This is a genomic window from Specibacter sp. BI4, from assembly GCF_056680095.1.
Window position 1 is genome coordinate 4,495,850 of sequence record NZ_CM155265.1, and the last position, 21,452, is coordinate 4,517,301.

16 protein-coding genes, 1 tRNA gene and 1 rRNA gene are annotated in these 21,452 nt (G+C 63.3%); 9 read left to right on the forward strand and 9 right to left on the reverse strand.

The features are described 5' to 3' along the window. Nucleotides 1-160: 160 nt before the first annotated feature. A complete protein-coding gene (locus tag AC1L6K_RS20270; RefSeq protein ID WP_480950620.1) occupies nt 161-961 on the reverse strand; it encodes a sigma factor in 801 nt (266 codons plus the stop codon). A gap of 308 nt (nt 962-1,269) precedes the next feature. On the opposite strand from AC1L6K_RS20270, the gene AC1L6K_RS20275 reads away from it, so the two are divergent. The 3 genes from AC1L6K_RS20275 (at nt 1,270) to AC1L6K_RS20285 (ending at nt 4,088) form a co-directional block, all read left to right on the forward strand. Then, nucleotides 1,270-1,632, forward strand: a complete 363-nt coding sequence (locus AC1L6K_RS20275; RefSeq protein WP_480950621.1) for an ArsR/SmtB family transcription factor — start codon at nt 1,270-1,272, stop codon at nt 1,630-1,632. Between the two features lie 854 nt (nt 1,633-2,486). Then, nucleotides 2,487-2,702, forward strand: a complete 216-nt coding sequence (locus tag AC1L6K_RS20280; protein WP_480950622.1) for a helix-turn-helix domain-containing protein — start codon at nt 2,487-2,489, stop codon at nt 2,700-2,702. A gap of 24 nt (nt 2,703-2,726) precedes the next feature. After that, on the forward strand, nt 2,727-4,088 hold the full coding sequence (locus tag AC1L6K_RS20285; protein ID WP_480950623.1) for a tyrosine-type recombinase/integrase: 1,362 nt from the start codon (nt 2,727-2,729) through the stop codon (nt 4,086-4,088). A 104-nt stretch (nt 4,089-4,192) separates the two neighbouring features. Here the strand turns inward: AC1L6K_RS20285 and AC1L6K_RS20290 are convergent. Together AC1L6K_RS20290 and AC1L6K_RS20295 are read right to left on the reverse strand one after the other, a co-directional pair. Further along, nucleotides 4,193-4,266, reverse strand: a tRNA-Thr gene (locus tag AC1L6K_RS20290). A 108-nt stretch (nt 4,267-4,374) separates the two neighbouring features. Then, nucleotides 4,375-5,280, reverse strand: coding sequence for a DsbA family protein (locus AC1L6K_RS20295; protein ID WP_480950624.1), 906 nt, complete (start codon nt 5,278-5,280; stop codon nt 4,375-4,377). A gap of 194 nt (nt 5,281-5,474) precedes the next feature. Between AC1L6K_RS20295 and AC1L6K_RS20300 the strand changes: the two genes are divergently transcribed. The 4 genes from AC1L6K_RS20300 to AC1L6K_RS20315 all read left to right on the forward strand — a co-directional run bounded on the left by AC1L6K_RS20300 (nt 5,475) and on the right by AC1L6K_RS20315 (nt 10,517). Next, nucleotides 5,475-6,926, forward strand: a complete 1,452-nt coding sequence (locus tag AC1L6K_RS20300) for an alpha,alpha-trehalose-phosphate synthase (UDP-forming) (protein WP_480950625.1) — start codon at nt 5,475-5,477, stop codon at nt 6,924-6,926. Then, nucleotides 6,923-7,708 carry a trehalose-phosphatase gene (otsB, locus tag AC1L6K_RS20305; protein WP_480950626.1) on the forward strand — a complete coding sequence of 262 codons (786 nt, stop codon included), beginning with the start codon at nt 6,923-6,925 and terminating at the stop codon, nt 7,706-7,708. Before AC1L6K_RS20300 ends, otsB begins: the two co-directional genes overlap by 4 nt. A gap of 154 nt (nt 7,709-7,862) precedes the next feature. Next, the gene (locus AC1L6K_RS20310) at nt 7,863-8,966 is read left to right on the forward strand and encodes an ABC transporter ATP-binding protein (RefSeq protein WP_480950627.1); all 1,104 of its coding nucleotides are present in this window, start codon (nt 7,863-7,865) and stop codon (nt 8,964-8,966) included. Nucleotides 8,967-9,152: 186 nt separating this feature from the next. Beyond that, on the forward strand, nt 9,153-10,517 hold the full coding sequence (locus AC1L6K_RS20315; protein WP_480950628.1) for a DUF4032 domain-containing protein: 1,365 nt from the start codon (nt 9,153-9,155) through the stop codon (nt 10,515-10,517). Between the two features lie 158 nt (nt 10,518-10,675). Here AC1L6K_RS20315 and AC1L6K_RS20320 read toward each other — a convergent pair whose 3' ends face one another. The 5 genes from AC1L6K_RS20320 to AC1L6K_RS20340 all read right to left on the reverse strand — a co-directional run bounded on the left by AC1L6K_RS20320 (nt 10,676) and on the right by AC1L6K_RS20340 (nt 17,890). Further along, complete coding sequence (locus tag AC1L6K_RS20320; protein WP_480950629.1) at nt 10,676-12,070, reverse strand: FAD-binding oxidoreductase; 1,395 nt, start codon at nt 12,068-12,070, stop codon at nt 10,676-10,678. A 137-nt stretch (nt 12,071-12,207) separates the two neighbouring features. Further along, complete coding sequence (locus AC1L6K_RS20325; protein ID WP_480950630.1) at nt 12,208-14,088, reverse strand: glycoside hydrolase family 13 protein; 1,881 nt, start codon at nt 14,086-14,088, stop codon at nt 12,208-12,210. Between the two features lie 2 nt (nt 14,089-14,090). Next, nucleotides 14,091-15,005, reverse strand: a complete 915-nt coding sequence (locus tag AC1L6K_RS20330; RefSeq protein ID WP_480950631.1) for a sugar ABC transporter permease — start codon at nt 15,003-15,005, stop codon at nt 14,091-14,093. Next, nucleotides 15,002-16,540: an ABC transporter permease subunit gene (locus AC1L6K_RS20335; RefSeq protein ID WP_480952835.1), complete on the reverse strand. Its 1,539-nt coding sequence runs from the start codon at nt 16,538-16,540 to the stop codon at nt 15,002-15,004. The genes AC1L6K_RS20330 and AC1L6K_RS20335 overlap by 4 nt, the downstream gene beginning before the upstream one ends. Nucleotides 16,541-16,738: 198 nt before the next feature. Then, nucleotides 16,739-17,890, reverse strand: a complete 1,152-nt coding sequence (locus AC1L6K_RS20340) for a sugar ABC transporter substrate-binding protein (RefSeq protein ID WP_480950632.1) — start codon at nt 17,888-17,890, stop codon at nt 16,739-16,741. A gap of 309 nt (nt 17,891-18,199) precedes the next feature. Between AC1L6K_RS20340 and AC1L6K_RS20345 the strand changes: the two genes are divergently transcribed. Both AC1L6K_RS20345 and AC1L6K_RS20350 read left to right on the forward strand, forming a co-directional pair. After that, on the forward strand, nt 18,200-19,954 hold the full coding sequence (locus tag AC1L6K_RS20345; RefSeq protein ID WP_480950633.1) for a glycoside hydrolase family 13 protein: 1,755 nt from the start codon (nt 18,200-18,202) through the stop codon (nt 19,952-19,954). A gap of 23 nt (nt 19,955-19,977) precedes the next feature. After that, nucleotides 19,978-21,009: a LacI family DNA-binding transcriptional regulator gene (locus tag AC1L6K_RS20350; RefSeq protein WP_480950634.1), complete on the forward strand. Its 1,032-nt coding sequence runs from the start codon at nt 19,978-19,980 to the stop codon at nt 21,007-21,009. A gap of 167 nt (nt 21,010-21,176) precedes the next feature. Here AC1L6K_RS20350 and rrf read toward each other — a convergent pair. Continuing rightward, a 5S ribosomal RNA gene (gene rrf / locus AC1L6K_RS20355) occupies nt 21,177-21,293 on the reverse strand. Nucleotides 21,294-21,452: the final 159 nt, after the last annotated feature.

Genomic DNA, 21,452 nt, shown 5'->3' on the forward strand with positions numbered 1-21,452 from the left:
ACGGCATATGACCCAGCCGCACCGGATCTACGGCGGCGTCCCAAGCCAGTACACTCCGTCGTGCGCGTCCCAACCGCCTAGTGCTAGCTGTCCCGGTCTGTCCCGGATTGCCCGGTACGGCGCAGGAGCGCTGGGTGCAGCCACGTTCTTGGCTTTGGGACTATCGGGTCATGGCCTGCGTCGGTTGCGACATCCGAAGGACTCTCAGAGCCGCCTTGTACAGATCCCTGGCGCGTCCGGTCTGCACGGCGACGTACCGGGGCGTGACGTTGGTCTTGGCCGCTATGACGCGGAGGGCAGCAACCCTTTCCGCTCCGCCCAACCTGGGAACAACGAGTGTTTCTGCGATGGCGCGGTGCAGCTCGGTGGGCAGGCACTTCGAGGCGCTCATGGCCATCCCATCCCTATTTCCATCGTCCGAGTCCACCACGGCCAGCGCGTTTTTCACCGTGATGGCCATTTGGCGCACAAATTTCAAATCCCTGCGCACTCTGCGATAGGCCGGGGTGTCTGCACGGTCAACAACGGCGGTTGCTGTCCCGTCGCTGTCGTCATAATCATCCAAAAGTAGGAACATTGCTGAGCCCCAGGCTTCTTCGCCGGCACACAGCCGTGTCAGCTTCAGGACATTCAGGGCCCATTCCCGATCGGCAACCCCGGCAGGCTCGGCCACGACTTCCTGCGGCCGATCGAAGGAGGGATGGTCCTCGGATTCATCCGTGAACAGGGGAACGGTGTAGTGGGCGGATGCCTTGGCGATGTGAGCTGTGCAAACGTTTTTGGCAATGCCCTGGACCCAGGCCCCGAAACGGACGCCAGGCAGCGGCTGGTACCGTCCCCGCGACACGCCAGACCACACTGCAATGCGAATGTCCTGAAGTACGTCGTCCAGTTCGTTGGGGCACCCCGCCCGAGCCAGACGTGAACGAACAGACTGGGAGATATCGTCCACTGCGGTCATGACGTCCTCGCCGCGGATGACACCGTGATTGACTGCTAAGTCCGGCTTGAAATCCGCCGGGAGTTGGTCTGTGCGGTGGGCCGTTCGAGCTGATGCATAAGTGACCATCGTCGTCTTCGTTCAAGAAAAACTGCACACTATGGGGTCAGCCCCTGCGCCGCCCGAATGGAGCGACGGCGTTGCGGCCTAAATGGCTTCCAGCACGGGTGCCAGAATCCGAAAGATGATATTAACTAGTGTCATCACACGATTTGCTCATGTCAACGGGGTCTATGTAAATCTGTGGATAAGTGGGGCAGAATAGGGACATGCCTAAGATCACGCACCCGGTAGATTTGGCTTGGACAAACGACGTGGAAGCCTATGTTGAGGCTTTCGGCAATCGTGGGCGCAACGAAATCATTCGGTTCTTGGAGGAACACGGCCCAGTACCGCGTGGCGATATTGTGGACGCCGTCAGTGCCGGTGAAGCAAGCGTTGCCCAGCACCTGATCGCCCTCGAAAAGACCGGCGTCCTCATCGTGGACATCGTTCAGGGGCGCCGGCACGGCAGATCCCCCCGCTATTCCGTCGATGACCACCGGATCACGGTACTACTGGCGGCTCATCAGGACTATCTTCGCAATCACCAACGGTCTCTGCCCCAGGAGGCAAAGGACGAACTCGATTGAGATAGTCGGTGATGGACTCTATCGCCAGTGGTGAAACTTCCCCCAGCGTTTGATCTACGAATGACTTCACCGTGGCCGCCCGCAATGAATGGATAGATTCGCGCTGGTCCCACTCGACTTCGGGAGTTTCCATGTCCTCGACAAACAACAGGTAATCAGGGCGTACGTTGAAATAGTCAGCCAGGGCCGTCAGCAACGGCCTGTCCTGGATCAGCCGCCCCTTGCCATCCTTGATGTAAGACCACCGCGCCCTCGAGATCTTCACGCCCCGGGCTGCCAGTGCGCCACTGATTTCCCGAAAACTCACCCGCTGCCCACGCTCAGCGACAGCAGCGTCCAGAAGAAGCTCAAGCCTTCGGGAAAGCTCACTTTGCGGCGTGAGTCCTGGTCCCTGGGATGAGCTCGGGGTGTCCTGGTCCGCCATCTCTCTCCAATCCAAATCTTGTGGCTCTCTTAAGTATCGTCTCGGATATTGAGTGCGACAAGCCACCAGAGGGTTTGCTGCCTCTGCGAAACAGCAACTGCTCACGACCCAATGTGTAAGTGCATGCTCTGCATCTCCGTTGAGCGAGCTGTTGATAATCCCATCCGTCTTTGAACTGCAGTGACCCTATAGCCGCTGATCATCGGCCTGCCCATGGAAATCTTGGATCTATTGAGGCTCGTCAACGCTGCGCAACTGTAGCCCGAATCCGGATCAATCTACAGCAACAAGTTGACCCGGTCAGCTGAAAATCAGTCAATTGCGGATGCCGCTCAACGCTCAAACTCTCCTGAGTCCCCACCCATAGTCATGCAACTTTGATGGGTATATGCCATGGAATGATGAATGCCGCACAATTAAGGAGACCCCAATGAACGATCAGCCAGCTGATTCAATAACCACCCAAGGCTTCGCTGAAGAGTGGCTGTCCCCGACCGAGATCTGCCGTGAGCTGCAGATCCCGTTGCCAACCTTTTACCAGTGGCGTTCGCGGGGAATTGGTCCACACGCTTACAAGATTGGGCGGCATGTGCGCGTTAGCCGGGCGGATCTCAATGCCTGGATTTCACTCCAATCGGAGACTTGACTGCTATGACAAGGAGCCCATCAGATGAGTAGACAACCCCTCCCCCTCGGTGCATGGGGATCCATCCACACTAAACGCTCGTCAGCCAAGACGTGGCTCGCGGAGACCCGATACCGTGACATGGATGGAAAAGTCCGCCGGGTGCAGGCCCGGGGCCCATCCGCGGCTGCCGCCCGCCGAGAATTGCAACAAAAGCTTGCCAACCGCAAGACCCCACGATTCGGTTTGGTCACCAATACGGACAAGATCGACCGCCTCATTGAGATATTTCTCGTCGATCTGGAAGCGTCCGACAGGGCTGCACGGACCAAGGACAAATACGCCTATTGTGTGAAGAAGTACATCTCCCCCAGGATCGGCTCTGTCAGAATTGGTGAGGCAACCTCGGGCCTTATTGACCACTTCATTCGCTCGATTGTCGAGGACTCGGGGCCATCCACGGCCCGAACTTGTGGCGCCGTGCTCTCTTGGATGTTCAAGGTTGCCCTGCGCCACGACGCCGTCACCGTCAATCCGGTCCTTGGAGTATCAATACCCCGGCTTCGGACGAAGAAACCGCAGGCTCTGGATCCAGTGCAGTATCAGGACCTGCGGAAGAAGCTCATTGCGTGGGAAAAAACTCCGAGGCTCGGCCGGCCGCGTTCGCAGGAACTCCACGAATTCTCGGATGGCATGGTCGCTCTGGGTGTCCGGCCCGGTGAGCTCTTCTCACTGCTATGGGAAGACCTCGATCTGGAAGCCAGCCCGCCCATCATCTTCGTCCACACCACTGTCATCAGGACAACCGTTGGCGGAGTCAGAATCCAGGACCATCCAAAAACCAAGCACAGCATCCGCCAGCTCACGGTCCCCGACTTCCACGTCAAGCAGCTTCGCAAACGCCGCCTCCGACAAACAAAATCAGCAATGCCCAACCCGCTCGGACTGATCTATCCGTCCTCCACCGGCACCGTGATGGATGCAAACAACGTGGGAAAAATCTGGCGCGTGGCATCCGACGACATTGGCTACGACTGGGTGACACTGAAAACCTTCAGGAAAACCAATTCGACCATCATCGCCAGGACCATGGGCCCGGAGGCAGCCGCCTACCAGGCCGGCCATTCAAAGGTGGCCATGACGCAGGAACACTACATTGAAGAGCGCCGCGGGGCTTTGGACACCAGGGCCGCCATTGACGCGTTCAAGCCGAAACGCAAATCTCGAAAAGCCCAACCACCGCATGAACATTCCCAAACAGCTGACGGACCGGCTCCACACACGGAGGAACCAGTCCCCGAATCGGCAGCACCAGTCCCACAGCCGGAGACTGAGGAGTCTCCAGTTTCGAAGGAAACTGAGCCGCCTGAAGACCCTCCAAAAACAGCGGAAACTAGCGGCAAATAACGATAATGGAGAGTTAATCTGGAGAGTTTGTGGAGAGTTAAGGACGAATGGCCCCTTTCGGGGCCATTCTCACATCCAAAATCCCTGTAAATCCGGGCTTTTTGGGCCCCCTATCAGATTCGAACTGATGACCCCCGCTTTACAAGAGCGGTGCTCTGGCCAGCTGAGCTAAGGAGGCAAACGCAATCAAGCGCTAGACAAGGCTACCGTACCCCCCGCGGAAAATGAAAACCGGCCCCTCCCACCGCCACGCGGTGGGAGGGGCCGGCATCATCAGGGCAAATGCCTACTTCTTGGCATCCACCACGGTGTTTAGGAAGGTGCTGAAGTCCTTGACTTGCTCCGGCATCCACTGCTGCCCGTCAACAAAGACAGTGGGCGTGGCATTGACGCCGGCCGAGGAGCCTACGGCTCCCGTGTAGGCAACGTACGGGCGGTACGTCTTGGCATCAACACAGCTGCTGATGTCCGCCGCGCCAGCCTCGGTGGCCAGCTTCCCCAGCGTCGCATTGTCCAGGCCCTTGCTGTTTTCCGCAGGCTGGTTCTTGTACAGGGAGTCGACGAATGCCTTGTACTTCTCGGGTGACTGGTCCACCACGCAGGCAGCCGCGGCGGCCGACCGTGAGGAGTAGTTCGTCCCGGAGGAGAAGCGGTCAAGGAACGGCAGCGGACGGTACTCGACAGTGATCTTGTCTTCGTCGCGCAGCTTGTCCAGCGCGGGGCCGTAGTTCGTCTCAAAGGAGTTGCAGGCCGGGCACATGAAGTCCAGGTAAAGCACCACCTGGGCGGGCTCGCCGGACGCTGACGCCTTGACACCTATCTTGTCGGGCGCCGCCACCGAGGTGGGCGCCGCCGTCGGCATCGGCGGAACCGCGTTGATGTCCACTGTCGTTTCCGTGGTTGTCGGGGCAATTACGGCACCGCCCTTGCCCACCGTCACGCCGCCGTACGAGTTTGCATTGGCAGGCACCGCGCCGGTGTCGGCAATCGGCTCGTTGGCCTTCTGCGTGTTGATGACAATCAAGGCGATAATGACAACCACGGCCACGGCCGCAACCAAAACACCGCCGCGGATCAGCCAGCTGTTGCGCTTTTCCTTTTTCAGCTGGGCATCACGAATAATCTTTGCCTGTGCCCGGGCCTGTGCCGTGCGTTCAGCCTTGGTCAACCGCGGTTCGTTTGTGGGGCTCATAGTTCCTCGAGTCTTTGGACATGAAAAAAGGCCGTTTACCGGCAACTTCTTGACCATCCTAGGGGAGGAACCTTGGAGAACGCCCAAAGCTGGCCGCCGGCACCCCGCGCGCAATGCATTACCTCCACATGACACGGATTACACCCCGCAAGCTAAGCTGGCACAAAGCCGAGATCTACCCATGGGAGTTGCACGTGCCTAAAGAATCGACCGGTAAACCCGCCCTCCACCCTGGCAATTCAGACTTCATTGTCGTGTCCAACCGGCTTCCCGTGGACAGGGTCCCCAAGGAAGAGTCCGACGACGGCTGGCGGCGCTCCCCCGGAGGTCTCGTCACCGCTTTGGCCCCCGTCATGGCAAGCCGAGGCGGCGCCTGGGTTGGCTGGCACGGCGCCCCCGACGAAGTCCTGGAACCCTTCCACCTCGACAACATGGACCTTGTCCCCGTTGCCCTGTCCGAAGAAGAGGTGGCCTTGTACTACGAGGGCTTTTCCAACTCGACCCTCTGGCCGCTGTACCACGACGTCATTGCCCCGCCGGAATTCCACCGCACCTGGTGGGACGCCTACCGCACCGTCAACCAGCGCTTCGCCCAGGCCGCGGCCAACACCGCCGCCCAGGGCGCCACTGTCTGGGTGCAGGACTACCAGCTGCAGCTCGTTCCGCGCTACCTGCGCCAGCTGCGGCCCGACCTGCGGATCGGCTTCTTCAACCACATCCCCTTCCCGCCCCCGGAGATCTTTGCCCAGCTGCCCTGGCGCAAGGAGATCGTCTCCGGGTTGCTCGAAGCCGACCTGGTCGGCTTCCAGCGCGCCAGCGACACCGCCAACTTCCTGCGTTCGGCCCGCCGCTTTGTCGGCGCCGGCGTCAAGGCCTCCCAGGTCCAGACCAAGGACCCGGACGGCGACGTCATGCACATTTCCCGTGCCGCACCGTTCCCGATCTCCATCGACGTCGGCCAAATCCAGGAACTCGCGGGCAATCCGGATGTCATTGCCCGGGCCAGGCAAATCCGCGAGGACCTCGGCAACCCCAAGACCATCCTGCTCGGCGTGGACAGGCTCGACTACACCAAGGGCATCACCCACCGGCTCAAGGCCTACGGGGAACTCCTCACCGAAAAAACGATCAAGGTTGAAGACGCCGCCCTGATCCAGGTCGCCAGCCCCAGCCGCGAGCGCGTGGAAACGTACAAGCAGCTCCGCGAGGACGTTGAAGGCATCGTCGGGCGCATCAACGGCCAGCACGACACCATCCAAAACACGGCCGTGCGCTACCTGCACCACAGCTACCCGGTCGAGGAGATGGTGGCCCTGTACCTGGCCGCGGACGTCATGCTCGTCACCGCCCTGCGCGACGGCATGAACCTTGTCGCCAAGGAGTACGTCGCGGCCCGCGGCGACAACACCGGCGCCCTTGTCCTGAGCGAGTTTGCCGGTGCCGCCGACCAGCTCAAGTCCGCCCTCCTGGTCAACCCGCACGACATCGACGGCCTCAAGTCCACCATCGTGCGCGCCGTCAACCTCTCCCCGGCCGAATCCAGCCGCCGCATGCGCGCCATGCGCCGGCAGATCCTGACCCACGACGTCCAGCGCTGGAGCGAGGATTTCCTTTCCACCCTGCAAACGGAGGCCGAGCCGGTATGACCCTGCCCGCAGGGTTGCACGAGGCCATCCTCCGCATCGCCGGGACGCCGCATCTGCTGCTCGCCCTGGACTTTGACGGCACCATGGCCCCGCTCGTCAGCCGCGCCGAAGACGCCCGCCCGCTCCCCCGGTCCGCCGCGGCACTGGCAGCCCTGGCAACTTTGGAAGGCACGACGACGGCACTCGTGTCGGGGCGCGCGCTGGCCAGCCTGCGTGCAGTCGCCGCCCCTCCGGAACCGACATTGCTGGTGGGCAGCCACGGCGCAGAAACCTGGTGGGGGCCCGACTCCCCCGCGCTCGAACTGACCACAGCCCAACGGGACGCACTCACCCGAGCGCGTGCCGCCGTCGCCCGGGCAACCACGGCGTTCCCGGGGACGGTTGCGGAACAAAAGCCTGCCGGCGTCGTCCTGCACTACAGGTTGGCGGACGACGCTGACGGGCGTGCCGCCGTCGACCTTGTCAACCGGGAGCTGGCGGGAGACCCCGCGTTCCACATCACCACGGGCAAGATGGTGCTGGAAATTTCCGTGCTGAACGCCAACAAGGGCGAAAGCCTGGCCGCCCTGCGGACTTTCAGCGGCGCCACGGCAACGTTTTTTGCCGGTGACGACGTGACCGACGAACACGCCTTTGCCGCCCTCCTGCCCGGCGATCTGGGCGTCAAGGTGGGCCCGGGCGAGACGTCGGCCGCGTACCGCATCCCCGCCGAAAGTGCGCTGCCCGAGCTCCTGGAACTGCTGTTCGAAGCCCGCACAGCGCAGCCGCCCGCAATAATGTGACGCGAATCATGGTGAACATGCGCACCGCGGGGCAAATGTGTCATACTTCATATGACAGCCCACCAACCGCATTGGTGGTTTTTGGGCTGCTGCATTAACAACCATTCACTACGGATCGTTCGGCACGTACCTGCCGATGAAGGGATTTATTGCTGTGGCTACAGTAACTTTTGACAATGCAACCCGAATCTACCCGGGAACCACCAAGCCTGCTGTTGACAAGCTCAACATCGACATCGCCGATGGCGAATTCCTGGTTCTTGTCGGCCCCTCCGGTTGCGGCAAGTCCACCTCACTGCGCATGCTCGCCGGCCTCGAAGATGTCAACGCCGGCCGCATCCTGATCGGCGACCGCGACGTCACGGACGTTCCGCCGAAGGACCGCGACATCGCCATGGTTTTCCAGAACTATGCGCTGTACCCGCACATGTCCGTCGCCGACAACATGGGCTTCGCCCTGAAGATCGCCGGCATCCCCAAGGAAGAGCGCGCCACCCGCGTGAAGGAAGCCGCAAAGCTTCTCGACCTTGAGGCATACCTTGACCGCAAGCCGAAGGCACTCTCCGGTGGTCAGCGCCAGCGTGTTGCCATGGGCCGCGCCATCGTGCGCAACCCGCAGGTGTTCCTCATGGATGAACCCCTCTCCAACTTGGACGCCAAGCTCCGCGTGCAGACGCGTACGCAGATCGCATCCCTGACCCGCCGCCTGGGCGTCACCACCGTTTACGTGACCCACGACCAGGTCGAGGCCATGACCATGGGTGACCGCGTTGCGGTCCTCAAGGACGGCCTCCTGATGCAGGTTGACACCCCGCGCAACCTCTACGACGCCCCGCAGAACGTGTTCGTTGCCGGCTTCATCGGCTCCCCCGCCATGAACCTGCTGGAACTGCCCGTGGTCGACGGCGGTGTGAAGTTCGGTGGCTCGGTTTACCCCGTGCCCAGCGCCGTCCTCGGCGAAGCCGCAGGCAACACCGTCACCATCGGTGTCCGTCCCGAAGACCTCGAGATTGTCGGCACCGGTGAGGGCCTGGCTGTTGAGGCCGACGTCGTCGAGGAGCTGGGTGCCGACGCTTACGTGTACGGCCACTCCATCATCGACGGCAACGAGCGCGACATGGTTATCCGTGTCGACGGCCGCCGCCCACCGATGAAGGGCGACACCATCCACGTCCGCCCGCAGGTCGGCCACGTGCACCTCTTCGACGCCACCTCAGGCGCCCGACTGGGCGAGAAGTCGATCAACCGCGAGGTCTAGTCCCCAGCTCCTCCCTGAATGAATCCGCTGGCGCGTCTTCATTCAGGGGCCCTCGGAGCTGTGGGCCCAACTTTCGCGTGGGCCCAGCTTCAGTTTGGGTTCCCGGATTGTTTTTGTGGCGCGGCCGCTTGTTGGACATTTTCCAGCAGGCGGCCGCGCCGCTCCTTTTAAGAGAGAATTTGTACTATGACTGAGCAACCAGGCGCCAAGTGGAACAACGAGCCGACAGATTTTGAACAGATCGGCAAGCTGCCCCGGCAAAGCGCCCCGCCGCCGCAGGTGATGGGCTCGCTGAACATCACCGCCGCCACCGCCGACCCCGGCCTGCTTGACCTCCCCTGGCACATCACGCTCGAGGAATGGCCCGCCGCCAACCTGGCCGCCCTGCCCCGCGGCATCTCCCGGCACGTGGTCCGGTTCGCCCACATGGACGGCTCCGTCATTGCCATCAAGGAAACGTCCGAGCACGTGGCCCGGCACGAATACCACATGCTGCGCAAGCTGGCCCGCCTCGACGTGCCGTGCGTGGAGCCGGTCGCCGTGATCAGCGGCCGCACCACACCCTCCGGCGCGCCCCTGGACCCCGTGCTCGTCACCCGCCACCTGAAATTCTCGCTGCCCTACCGCGCCTTGTTTTCACAGAAGCTGCGCCGCGACACCCTGACCCGCCTGATCGACGCCCAGGCCCTGCTGCTGGTCCGCCTGCACCTGGTCGGCTTCTACTGGGGCGACGTGTCCCTGTCCAACACCTTGTTCCGCCGTGACGCCGGCGCCTTTGCCGCCTACCTGGTGGATGCCGAGACCGGCGAGCTGTATCCGGACCTGTCCACCGGGCAGCGCGAGTACGACCTGGAAATTGCCCGCGTCAACATCGCCGGTGAGCTCATGGACCTGCTCGAGGGCGGGCTCATTGAGGAAAAGGTGGATCCCGTGGCCACCAGCGAACTCATCATGGAAAGCTACCGCCGGCTCTGGACGGAGCTGACGGAAAAGGAGTCCTTCGAACTGGGTGAGCGCTGGCGTGTGGGTGCCCGCATCCGCCGCCTGAACGAGCTCGGCTTTGATGTTGAGGAATACGCCATCAAGACCACGCCCGACGGCTCCACCATCCAGCTCCAGCCCAAGGTCGTCGACGCCGGACACCATCAGCGCCGCCTGCTGCGCCTGACAGGTCTGGACGCCCAGGAAAACCAGGCCCGCCGCCTGTTGAACGACATGGACTCGTTCCGCAACGACGTGGCGCCGGACAAGGACGAGGAAATCAGCGCCCACCAATGGGTCAGCTCCATCTTTGAACCGATCGTGCGGTCCATTCCGCGCGAGCTCGGCGGCAAGCTGGAGCCGGCCGAGGTGGTCCACGAGGTCCTGGAGCACCGCTGGTACAAGTCCCAGCAGGAGGAACGCAATGTGCCCCTGGCGGAGGCCGTGCAGTCCTATGTGGACACCATCCTGCGCTACCGCAGGGATGAACATGCCATCATGCTCAGCACCGACACGGACACCATCAAGATGCTCGAAGGCGGAGTCCTCCCCGACGCCGCCTTCGAATAGCCCCTCCCCCACCAACCCTCTCGCAGCAATGGTCAGTTTTTTGGCGACGCTATCGCAGCAATTACAGCTTTATCCCAAACCCTCTCGCAGGCACCGTTGGACACACGGCAGTTGCTGCGAGAGCGTTCGCGTAAAAGTAGTCATTGCTGCGAGAGCGTCTAGGAAGCAGGCGGGATGGCCTTGCCCGGGTTCAGTATCCCCTGCGTGTCGAACAGTGCCTTGATGCTGCGCTGGAGGTCAAGCACCTGTTCCGCTTGTTCCAGCGGCAGCCAGCGCAGCTTGTACTGCCCGATCCCGTGTTCGCCGGTAATGGTGCCGCCCAGCTCAAGCGCCTTGTTAATGGACTCGTCCAGGGCGTCGTTAAGTGCCTTGATGCTGATGGCATCCATCCCCGGAACCGAAAACGTGGGGTGCAGGTTGCCGTCGCCGGCATGGGCAATCACCTGCAGGTTCACGCCGTGGCGGACGGCCATTTCCTCCAGCGCGGTGATGTAGTGGACAAGCTGCGACCGCGGAACGGCCACGTCCTCCCCCACCCGGTTTTCGGCGTCCACGTCCAGTCCGCGGTTGTTGCGCCGCAGATCCACCAGCCGTTGGGCTTCGGCCGGGTCCTCGCGGCTGACCTTGCCGCCAATCTCCGCCAGGGCGGCCGCGGCCAGGGTTTCCTCCTGCTCGGCGGCCAGGCCGTCGAATTGCATGAGCAGGAGCGCGCTGCCCCGCTCGGACAGCCTGCTGCCGTTGCGGAAGTCGAGTTCCCGCAACGCCTGCCCGTCCAGCAATTCCAGAATGCACGGCTGCACCCGCGCGGCACCCAGGGCCAGCACGCCGGCAGCGGCCGACTGCACATCCGGGAAGAACACCGCCAGGGTGCGCACGATGGCCGGCAGGTATTTCAGCCGCACCGTGGCACCCACGACAATGCCGAGCGTGCCCTCCGAGCCCACAAACAAGCTCGTCAGGTCGTAGCCCGCCACGCCCTTGAACGTCCTGTGGCCGGTGTGGATCAAGGAGCCGTCGGCCAGGACCACGTCCAGGGCTAGCACGGCGTCCCGGGTGACACCGTATTTGGCGCAGCGCAGCCCGCCCGCGTTGGTGGCAATGTTGCCGCCAATCGTTGAGATCTTGAAGCTTGCCGGGTCGGGGGCAAACATGAGCCCGTGTTCCGCCACGGCGTCATTCAGGTCCCCGTTGATGACGCCCGGTTCAACCCGGGCAATCTCATCGTCGGCGTTGATCTCCAGAATCTTGTTCATCCGGGTCAGCTCCAGCACCACGGAACCCGCCGTGGCGTGGGCGCCGCCGGAGACCCCCGTGCCAGCGCCGCGCGCCACCAGCGGAACGTGGTGGGCAGCCGCTGCCCGCACCACGGCCTGGACGTCGGCAATGCTTTCGGCCCAGACGACGGCGGCGGGTTCGTGATAGTCGGTCACCGGCCCCTGGTCGGTGGCATGGCTCCGCAGATCGTCGGCGCGGGCGCTGAGCTGGTCACCACGCAGGGACTTGCGCAGCTCCGCGGCGAATGTTTCGTAGAGCTCAGGCTCGTGTCCTGCCATGACCGTTGCAGACCTTCCGTCGTTCCCAGTGTGTGCCCCTCCAGTCTAGGAGGCGCACACCCGCAGCAGTCCCACTCCGGCACCACCCGGCCCGTGACCGCCCAGACCGGGGACAGCCCCCGGGCCCGGCAACGGGATCAGTCGGGAATGTCGATCCCGGGCAGCCGCCACACATAGGCGCCGGGCCCGGCCAGGGACAGTCCCGCCGTCGAACTTTTTAGCTCGCCTGTGCTGAATGCCGGTCCGGCGTTGACGGCGGCAATCCCGGCCGCATCAAGCCCCAGCCCGGCACCATCCAGCCCGCCAAGGCCAAGACCGGCAACATCGGCCCGCACGGCAATCACCAGCAGCGACTCCTGGGCCGACTCGCGCACAAAAGCCAGCACGTCGCCGTAGGCCATCAGCCAGCGCATGCCGCCGGCAGCGACGGCGGGGCTGTCATGCCGGAGCCGGGTCAGGGCCGCGTACGAGGCCCGCAAATCCGTGACAATACGCTCCGGCTCGTCCCACGGAATGGGCGTGCGCGAGTCCTCGCCGTTCCAGCCCTCCAGGCCAAACTCGTCGCCGGCAAAAATGACCGGAATTCCAGGCAGCAGCATGGACATGGCCGCGGCAACCACGGGCCCGCCGGGAATCATGACGCTTGCGGCGCGCGCCGTGTCATGGGTGTTGAGCGCATTCATGGTGGCATTGCGCACGGACCAGCTGAACGCGCTGGAGAGGTCCCTGTGCGTGGCAAGCACGACGTCGGCCGCCACCTTGTTGGGGCCCGCCAGCGGGGTGCCAAAAAAGTCCACGCGCGCGCTGGGGTCGCCCAGCCACTGCCACATCGGCCGGGTGAAGTTGGAGTACGTCATGGCGCCCTGCCAGCCGAAGCCGTCGACGTCGGTACCGGCGTCGGAGGTTTCCTCGCCCAGAAGCAGGGCATCCGGGTTGATCTCCAGGATCCGCCGCTGGATGAGGGCGGCGACTTCCTTATTGATGTCCTGTGCGCCCAGGCGGCCGGTCATGTTGCCGACGTCGATCCGCCAGCCGTCTAGATTGAACGGGGGCTTGAGCCAGTGCGCCACCACCGAGTCCTCACCGGTGACGAACGCTTCGCGCAGGGCGGGCGAGGCCCAGTTCAGCTTCGGGAGCGACTTCACGCCCCACCAGCTCTCGTAGTCGCTGTGGTCCTCGTTGAAGTAAAAGAAGCCGGCCTCAACACTGGCCGGGTCCGCCTGCGCCCGGGTGAACCACTCGTGGGCGTCACCGGTGTGGTTTGCCGTGAGGTCGCCCATGACCTTCATGCCGCGGGCGTGGACCGCCTCCACCAGCCTGACCAGTGCCTCGTCGCCGCCCAGCAGCGGGTCAACCTCCATGAACGTTGAGGCGTCGTAGCGGTGGTTGGAGCGACCGGGGAAGAACGGTGTCAGATAAACAATGTCGACGCCAAGCGCCGCCAGTTCGTCCAGCCTGCCGGTGACGCCGTCGAGGTCACCGCCGTAAAACTGCCGGGCCACATCCGGGCCGCTGCCCTCCACCGGCGTGTCCCAGGCGCAGGCCAGTGCCCATTCGGGGGTGGCCCTGTCCGCAGCCTGGGCGGAGCGGGCGAACCTGTCGGGGAACACCTGGTACATCACGGCGTCGCGCGACCACGCCGGGGCGTCGTTGGCCGTGGTGACCCGGAAGTCGTTGTAGTCGGAGGTGTCGCGGTTGTGCAGGCCTGCGTTGTTCAGGTGCCAGTAGCTGGGCCCGTCCGCCTCGGTACCGCCCACCTCGATGACAAATCTGTACAGCGCCACCGGATTGACGTGGAGCATGGTCGCCTCCCACCACACCCAGCCGTTGGTTGCGCCAACAACCTTCGCCTCGTCGTACCGGGGTTCGGCGTCCTGGACGCTGCGCACCCACACCCGCGAGGCAGTGCCCCATTCTTGCGGCACACGCAACCGCAGGGTGCAGCGTTCGCCAAGTTTCGGCGTCGAACTTCCCATGTATAGAGCTGAACCGTCGTGGTGGGGTTGCTGAAAAGCCATGTCTATCCTTTTACTCCGCCTTGAACCAATCCACTGACAATGTACCGTTGAAGGAACAGGAAGAGCGCCATGACAGGCACTGCGGCCAAAACTGCGCCGGCGGAGAAGATGCCCCAGTTCTTGGAACGGGTGTCGGCGACGAAGGAATACAGCCCCACGGCCAGGGTTTGCGAGTCGGGATCGGTGAGCACCACGGAGGCGATGACGAACTCGCTGGAGATGGCGATGAAGGAGAGCAACGCCACGACGGCCAGGATGGGGGTGACCAGGCGCAAGATGATGCCGAAGAAGATCTGCAGGTGGGAGGCACCGTCGATCTTGGCGGCCTCATCCAGCGACTGCGGGATCGTGTTGAAGAAGCCGTACATGAGGTAGGTGTTCACGCCGAGCGCACCGCCGAGATAGACCATGATCAAGCCCAGCTGGCTGCCCAGGCCGAGGGCGGGGATGACGTCGGAGATGCCGCTGAGCAGCAGGAAAATGGCGACGACGGCTAGCAGCTGCGGGAACATCTGCAGCAGGAGCAGGGAGAGCAGGCCCATCCGGCGGCCCTTGAAGCGCATGCGGGAAAAGGCGTAGGCGGCCATGGCCCCGAGGAAGACGGTGGCGGCCGAGGTGACTACTCCGATCACGAGGGTGTTGATGAACCAGCGGCCAAAGGGGCGTGCCGGGTCGTTGAACAGGTTTACGAAGTTGCCGAAGTCAATGCGGGTGAACAGGCCCTTCGTGCCGGCCAGGGTGCCGTTGGAGTTCAGCGCGGCGGAGAGCACATAAAGCAGCGGGAAGATGGCAAAGAGTGTGACGAGCACGCCCACCAGGTGGCGCCAGCCCTTGTCCTTGAACCAGACACCCAGGGGGCGGCGCTTGGCCCGCGGCGGCTCTGTTGCGGTTTGTACCGGAATGGTGGTGGTGCTCATCGGTTCACTTCCTCAAGTGCCTTGGTCTGCTTGAAGCTGATGGCCGAAACGGTGGCCACAATGATGAAGATGACGATTGCCAGGGCGCTTGCCAGGCCGTAGTCGCGCCCGGTGCCCTGCCCGAACGCCACCTTGTACACGAGCGTGATGAGGATGTCCGTGGAGCCGATGTCCCGGGTGGTGTCCTCAAAGCGCGGCCCGCCGCCGGTCAGCATGTAGATGACGTTGAAGTTGTTGAAGTTGAACGCGAAGGACGCAATCAGCAGCGGGGCGATCGAAACCAGCAGCAGCGGCAGCTTGATGGAGCGGAAGATCCGCCAGGCGCCGGCGCCGTCGACGCGTGCCGCCTCGTCGAGTTCGACGGGCAGCGATTGCAGGGCGCCCGTGCACACCAGGAACATATAGGGGAAGCCCAACCACAGGTTCACCACCAGGACGCTGATCTTGGCCAGCACCGGATCCGTCAGCCAGCCAATTTCCGCCCCTCCCAGCAACGTCTGGTTCAACCAGCCAAATTGGGGGTTCAGGATGCCCGACCACACCAGTCCGGACAGGAACGCCGGAAAGGCGTAGGGCAGGATCATCAACACCCGGTAGACTTTCTTGCCGCGCAGGTCGTCCCGGTTGAACGTGATGGCCAGGAACAAGCCCAGGCTGAAGGTCAGGATCACCGACACGATGGCGAAGGTGAACGTCCAGGCAATCACGTTCAACAGCGGTGCGCGCAGATTGGGGTCTGTGAACGCCCTGACAAAGTTGTCGAAGCCCACGTTGATCTTCCAACCCGTGGCCAGCCGCTCCCCGTTCGCACTCGCAAAGGCGCCCTCGCCGTTGTCCGTAAAGGTGGCGCCCGTTTCCGCATCGGTGAACGTGTCGGTGGCCGCGTCGTAGACCATGCTCGGCTTGAACGCGTAGGCGGTGCTGCCGTCGGCCGTGCGCAGGCTGCCCTGGGCCGGGTCTGCGGAGACCGGAACCGAGATGGCCAGAATGTCATTCTGGTTCGCCACAATTTGGGCAAAGTTCAGGGTGTCGTAGCCAGGCAGGGAAACGGCCTTGCCCGTGCCGTCAAGCGTTGCGTCGGTGACGGGCGTCAGCGGGTCCGTGGCGGAACCGACGGTGATGGTGCCGTCGGGGTTGGTGAACATCAGAACCAGCCCGCCATTTTGTTTAAGCACAGTTGTTTTAAATACAGGTGAATCGGGCACCCGCTGTTGCGCCGTCATCTGAATCGCCGAGATGGCGTCGTCCTTGCTGCTGTTGTGCCCGTCGCCGTAATTGGTGAACGCAATGTAGCCGGAGTAGAGGACGACGAAGACCTGGAAGACAACAAGGAAGAAGACGCCGGGGGCCAGGTATTTGGCCGGCAGCCCGCCCTTGCGCAGATAAATCCAGTTCACCACCAGCGTGACAACGGCGGCAATGGCCAGGATGGCCCACGATTCGTTCAGGAACAGCGTGATCATGACGAAGACGGCAAAGGCATCCACCAGGCCCAACAGCACCACCTTGGCCAGGGTGCCGCGCAGTGATTCCATACCGCGGGGCTTCTTCGTTGCGCGCCGTTGCGCCGGTTGCTGGTCGCCGCCGGCCCGGGGTGCGGGTCCGGCGTCGTGGGTGGATTTGGAAACTAACGTCACGTGGCTGTCCTCTTGCAGGGGTTCAAGCTGGTCAAAACGGTGCGTGGCCCGCGGGCTCCCGGCCCGTGCGCCACACACCGCTGCTGACAATGGCGCTTAGGCGCCGATCTTGCCAAAGGCCTCCACGATCGGGTCGGAGGCAGCCTTGTCGAAGGAGGCCTTCAATGCCGGCGGGCGCCCGCCTGCCGTGAACATCGAGTCCTGGGCCTCCTCGGTGGTCAGGTAGTTCGTGACAAACTCCGTCGTGGCCAGCGCATTGGCGCTCTTGGCGCTGATGAAGAAGCCGTTGACGCCGACAAACGGCTGTGCGGGCTTGCCGCCGGCGGTGGGCAGCGGGTCAACGGCCAGCTTGATGCCGGCCTTTTGCAGGTCCGGGACATTCCACGGGCCGGACAGGAAGTACGGGCTCTTGCCGTTCTTGAACTCTTCCTTGGCAATGTCGCCGGTGATGTTGGAGTTCAGGACCTTGGACCCGGAGTCGCCCCATTCCACCAGCTTCTTGGCAAATTCGACGCCGGCCGGCTCACCCAGGACGAGGTTCTTGGGGTCGTAGCCGCCCTCGGCGTCCAGGCCGAACACTGTCGAGCCCATCGAGGTCTGCAGCGGATACAGGTGGTAGGGATCGCCCTGCTTGGGGTCAAGGCCAACGAGGAAGGCGTACTTGGCGTTGCCCGCGTCAACCACGCCCTGACCGGCGGCGATCACCTCGTCAAAGGTGGTGACGGCGGCTGGCAGCAGCTCGGTGTTGCGCAACAGGGCAATGTTTTCAACCGAGTACGGGACGCCGTAAGTTGAGCCCTTGAACGTCATGGCCTTGACGGCCGTGGCGGAGAATGTCGCGGACTTCTCGCCCAGCTCGACAGGTGCGATGACACCGTTTTGCACAAACTTGCCCACCCAGTCGTGCGGGCCGACGATCAGGTCCGGGCCCTTGCCGGTGGGAACCTGGGTGATGAAGTCATCGCGCACAGCGGCGAAGTCCTTGATGACGAGCTTTACCTCGATGCCCGTGTCCGCCTTGAACTTGGCCGCGATGTCCTTCAGCGCCGGGGCGCGTTCGGCGTCCACCCACATGGTGATGGTGGAGGCGCCGTCAGCGGCCAGGTCCTGCGCGGCGGCCGAATCGGGACTTGAGGCCCTGGTGTCACCGCCGCAGGCGCTGAGCGCGAGGGCCCCCACTGCCGTCAGCGCGCCCACGGCAAAGACGCGGAGGCTGACAGGAGTGGCACTTGTATTAGGCAACTTCATTGGTGTCCCTTTCTGTAGCCCGGCGCCCGTGGGGCGCTGCAGGCAAAAAATTACATCAGTGGCTTACCTCACAGCGGGCAGGCATTTCCCAAGATAGATGTAAACGGTTCCAAAAAGAAGTGGCGGCATAGGGTGAAAAGGTTTCGGCTGCTCAAATTGCCGTAGATGCCGCGCCACTGGGCTGCTCCGACAACGGTGACCGCGGCCTGCAGTCGCTGGCAACTTTGTCTTGTCACGCAATTTCCAAGGTTTCTGATGACTTTTTGAAAACGTTTTCATTTTGTGATTCCGTCCAATAGAGTGGTTGTCATGCCTGTCATCTCTACGGACCTCGGTGTCCCCGCCCCCGCGGCTGCTTTCGCAACTTTTTCCGGCCGTTTGACGCCGGTTCATCAGGCCGCGCCCGACGGCGTGCAGCACTGGTCGGCGGACTCCGTGATCTATCAGGTCTACCCGCGTTCCTTCCGCGACAGCAACGGCGACGGGGTCGGGGATCTGGCCGGCATCACCCTTGAGCTGGGGCAGCTGGCCAAGCTCGGCGTCGACGCCGTGTGGCTCTCACCGTTCTACAGTTCCCCGCAACGCGACGCCGGCTATGACGTGTCCGACTACTGCGAAGTTGATCCGCTCTTTGGCACCCTGGCTGACTTCGACCGCCTCATGGACAAGGCAGCGGCCTTGCAGCTGCGCGTGATCATCGACCTGGTGCCGAACCACTGCTCGGATGAGCACGTCCTTTTCCAGGCCGCCCTGGCGGCAGCGCCCGGCAGCCCGGAGCGGGAGATGTTCATGTTCCGGGACGGCCTGGGTCCGGATGGATCGTTGCCGCCCAACAATTGGCAGTCGCACTTTGGCGGGCCTGCCTGGACGCGGATTGCTGCCCAGGACGGCACGGCCGACCAGTGGTACCTGCACCTCTTTGATTCAACCCAGCCGGATTTCAACTGGGACAACGCCGCCGTCCATGCAGAGTTTGAACGCGTCCTGCGGTTCTGGCTCGATCGCGGCGTCCACGGTTTCCGGGTGGACGTGGCCCACGCCCTGGTGAAGGCGGCCGGCCTGCCCGATTGGGGCGGCACGGCGTGGGGCGGCAGCACTGAGGGCTTCCCCGGACATCTTGCCCCCATGTTTGGCCAGCCGGATCTGCACGACATCTACCGCCGCTGGCGCGAGGTCCTGGCCGAATACGGTCCCGGGCGGATCCTCTGCGCCGAGGCCAATGTGGACCCGTTGGAGCGCATGGCCGATTGGGTGCGCCCCGACCAGATGCACCAGGCCTTCAACTTCCCGTACCTGACCACCGGCTTCTCCGCGACTGCGTTGCGCCACGTCGTCGAGGCCTCCCTCAACGCCTTTGATGCCGTCGGTGCCACCAGCACGTGGGTGCTCTCCAACCACGACGTCGTCCGGCACGCCACCCGCTTCGGGTACGACGACGGCGGTCCCCGCGACGGCGACGGCGTCGGTTCTGCCGACGCACAGCCCAACCTTCCGCTGGGGCGCCGACGTGCGGCTGCGGCGTCGTTGTTCATGCTGGCACTGCCGGGCGCCTGCTACCTCTACCAGGGCGAGGAACTGGGCCTCCCGGACCACACCACCCTGCCTGACGAGGCCCGCCAGGATCCGACCTTTGCCCGCACCGGCGGCGACCGGCTTGGCCGCGACGGCTGCCGCATCCCGCTGCCGTGGCGCGGCAGCAGCCAGGCGGCCGGCTTCAGTGACGGCGCCCCTGCCCCGGCCGCCCCCTGGCTCCCCCAACCCTTGGACTGGCAAAGCTACGCCCGCGACACCCAGGCCGGCGACCCGGCGTCGCACCTTTCCCTGTACCGCCAGGCGTTGCGGATCCGGCGCGAACTCAAGCTCGGCACGGGGTCGCTGCAGTGGGCCGAGGAATACTGCACGGGGCATTCGCTGGCGTTCCTCAACGGCAACACCTTGGTGCTCATCAACACCGGCAGCGATCCCCTGCCACTGCCCGCGGGCAGCGTCATCGCCCGATCCCTTCCCGAGCTTGGCGAAAGCTCTCAGCTAGAATCGTCCGAGGCCGTCTGGCTGAAACTCTGACACAAAATCCGAAGGGCAATAAAGTGGCCGGCATCAAAGAGGTTGCGGAACTTTCCGGGCTGTCCATAGCCACGGTTTCACGCGCACTGGGCGGCAGGGGAAGTGTCTCTGCCAAGAGCCGCAAACTCGCCCAGGACGCGGCCGCAGAGCTGGGGTTCGTGTTGTCCTATGCGGCCTCCAGCCTGGCCTCCGGCCGAAACCACAACATCGGCATCGTGGTCCCCGGCGTGAACCGCTGGTTCTACTCCTCCGTCATCGACGGCGCCGCCTCGGAACTCCTCGAGGCCGGCTACGACCTCACCCTGTACACCACCAGCCAAAATGAAAGCCACCGCGCCACCATCCTCACCGACTTCCTGCTGCGGAAAAGGCTCGACGCCGTCATCGCAGTTTCGTTGGAACTCACCGAGGCTGAGGTCGGCCAGCTGCTGGCCATACACCGCCCCGTGCTGGGCATTGGCGGGCCACTCCCGGGCGCAGACAGCCTGCGGGTGGACGATTTTCATCTGGCAAAAAGGGCCACTGAGCACTTGATCGGGCTCGGCCACACGCGTATCGCCCATATTGGCGGAGACCACGAGTACGACGCCGACTTCAAATTGCCCGGGACCCGGCGCAGCGGCTACCAAATGGCCATGCAGGAGGCTGGGCTGCCCACCTCAGAGGCATGGCAGCAGAGTTCCGACTTCACCGTGCAGGGCGCTTACGTGGTTGCGCGTGGTTTGTTGGGGGCTGGATTGGTGCGTCCTTCGGCGGTGTTTGCGGCGTCGGATGAGATGGCTATTGGGGCGATTCTGGCAGCGAGGGATTTTGGGTTGCGTGTTCCGGAGGAGCTTTCTGTGATTGGGATTGATGGTCATGAGCTGGGGCAGGTTTTCGGGCTGACGACCTTTGATCAGAATCCGCGGGGTCAGGGTGCCCTGGCGGCCCGGCGGATCTTGGCGCGGTTGGAGCAGTCTTCCCGGGATGGTGCCGGCGTGTATGTTCCTGTCGCGGAGGAATTCCCGACCCGGCTTGTGGTCCGCAGCAGTACGGCCATTCCGGTCCCGGAGTAAGCGGGTTTAAACAATGATGGCCGCCCGTGTGGGCGGCCGTGGTGTGCTGGTGCCGGCTCTGTGTGTGGTGCCGGCTGTGTGTGGTGCGGTCTGTTGGTTTGTTGGGTTGTTAAATGCAGGGAGGCCCCGCACCTGGTGGTGTGGGGCCTCGACCTGTTTTATGTGTTGTCCGGCGGTGTCCTACTCTCCCACATCCTCACGAATGCAGTACCATCGGCGCTGTGGGTCTTAGCTTCCGGGTTCGGAATGGGACCGGGCGTTTCCCCCACGCTATGACCACCGTAACTCGTTCCCCAGACCAGTCAGCGTGTTGCTGGTGGTTGGGTGGCTTGTTGGGTGTTCTTGTTTGGAACAACAGTATTTTATTATACAAGACATTTTCTACCAGGTGTTACCATTTGTGGTGGTAAAGATGGTGGTGGTGTCTTGCTTTTTTTGTTTCC

Excerpts from the sequence above, each read along its gene's own strand:
- AC1L6K_RS20270 (WP_480950620.1), bottom strand. The coding sequence starts at position 961 with ATGACCGCAGTGGACGATATCTCCCAGTCTGTTCGTTCACGTCTGGCT.
- AC1L6K_RS20275 (WP_480950621.1), top strand. The coding sequence starts at position 1,270 with ATGCCTAAGATCACGCACCCGGTAGATTTGGCTTGGACAAACGACGTG.
- AC1L6K_RS20335 (WP_480952835.1), bottom strand. The coding sequence starts at position 16,540 with ATGGAATCACTGCGCGGCACCCTGGCCAAGGTGGTGCTGTTGGGCCTG.
- AC1L6K_RS20345 (WP_480950633.1), top strand. The coding sequence starts at position 18,200 with ATGCCTGTCATCTCTACGGACCTCGGTGTCCCCGCCCCCGCGGCTGCT.
- AC1L6K_RS20285 (WP_480950623.1), top strand. The coding sequence starts at position 2,727 with ATGAGTAGACAACCCCTCCCCCTCGGTGCATGGGGATCCATCCACACT.
- AC1L6K_RS20325 (WP_480950630.1), bottom strand. The coding sequence starts at position 14,088 with ATGGCTTTTCAGCAACCCCACCACGACGGTTCAGCTCTATACATGGGA.
- otsB (WP_480950626.1), top strand. The coding sequence starts at position 6,923 with ATGACCCTGCCCGCAGGGTTGCACGAGGCCATCCTCCGCATCGCCGGG.
- AC1L6K_RS20280 (WP_480950622.1), top strand. The coding sequence starts at position 2,487 with ATGAACGATCAGCCAGCTGATTCAATAACCACCCAAGGCTTCGCTGAA.
- AC1L6K_RS20320 (WP_480950629.1), bottom strand. The coding sequence starts at position 12,070 with ATGGCAGGACACGAGCCTGAGCTCTACGAAACATTCGCCGCGGAGCTG.
- AC1L6K_RS20330 (WP_480950631.1), bottom strand. The coding sequence starts at position 15,005 with ATGAGCACCACCACCATTCCGGTACAAACCGCAACAGAGCCGCCGCGG.
- AC1L6K_RS20295 (WP_480950624.1), bottom strand. The coding sequence starts at position 5,280 with ATGAGCCCCACAAACGAACCGCGGTTGACCAAGGCTGAACGCACGGCA.
- AC1L6K_RS20315 (WP_480950628.1), top strand. The coding sequence starts at position 9,153 with ATGACTGAGCAACCAGGCGCCAAGTGGAACAACGAGCCGACAGATTTT.
- AC1L6K_RS20340 (WP_480950632.1), bottom strand. The coding sequence starts at position 17,890 with ATGAAGTTGCCTAATACAAGTGCCACTCCTGTCAGCCTCCGCGTCTTT.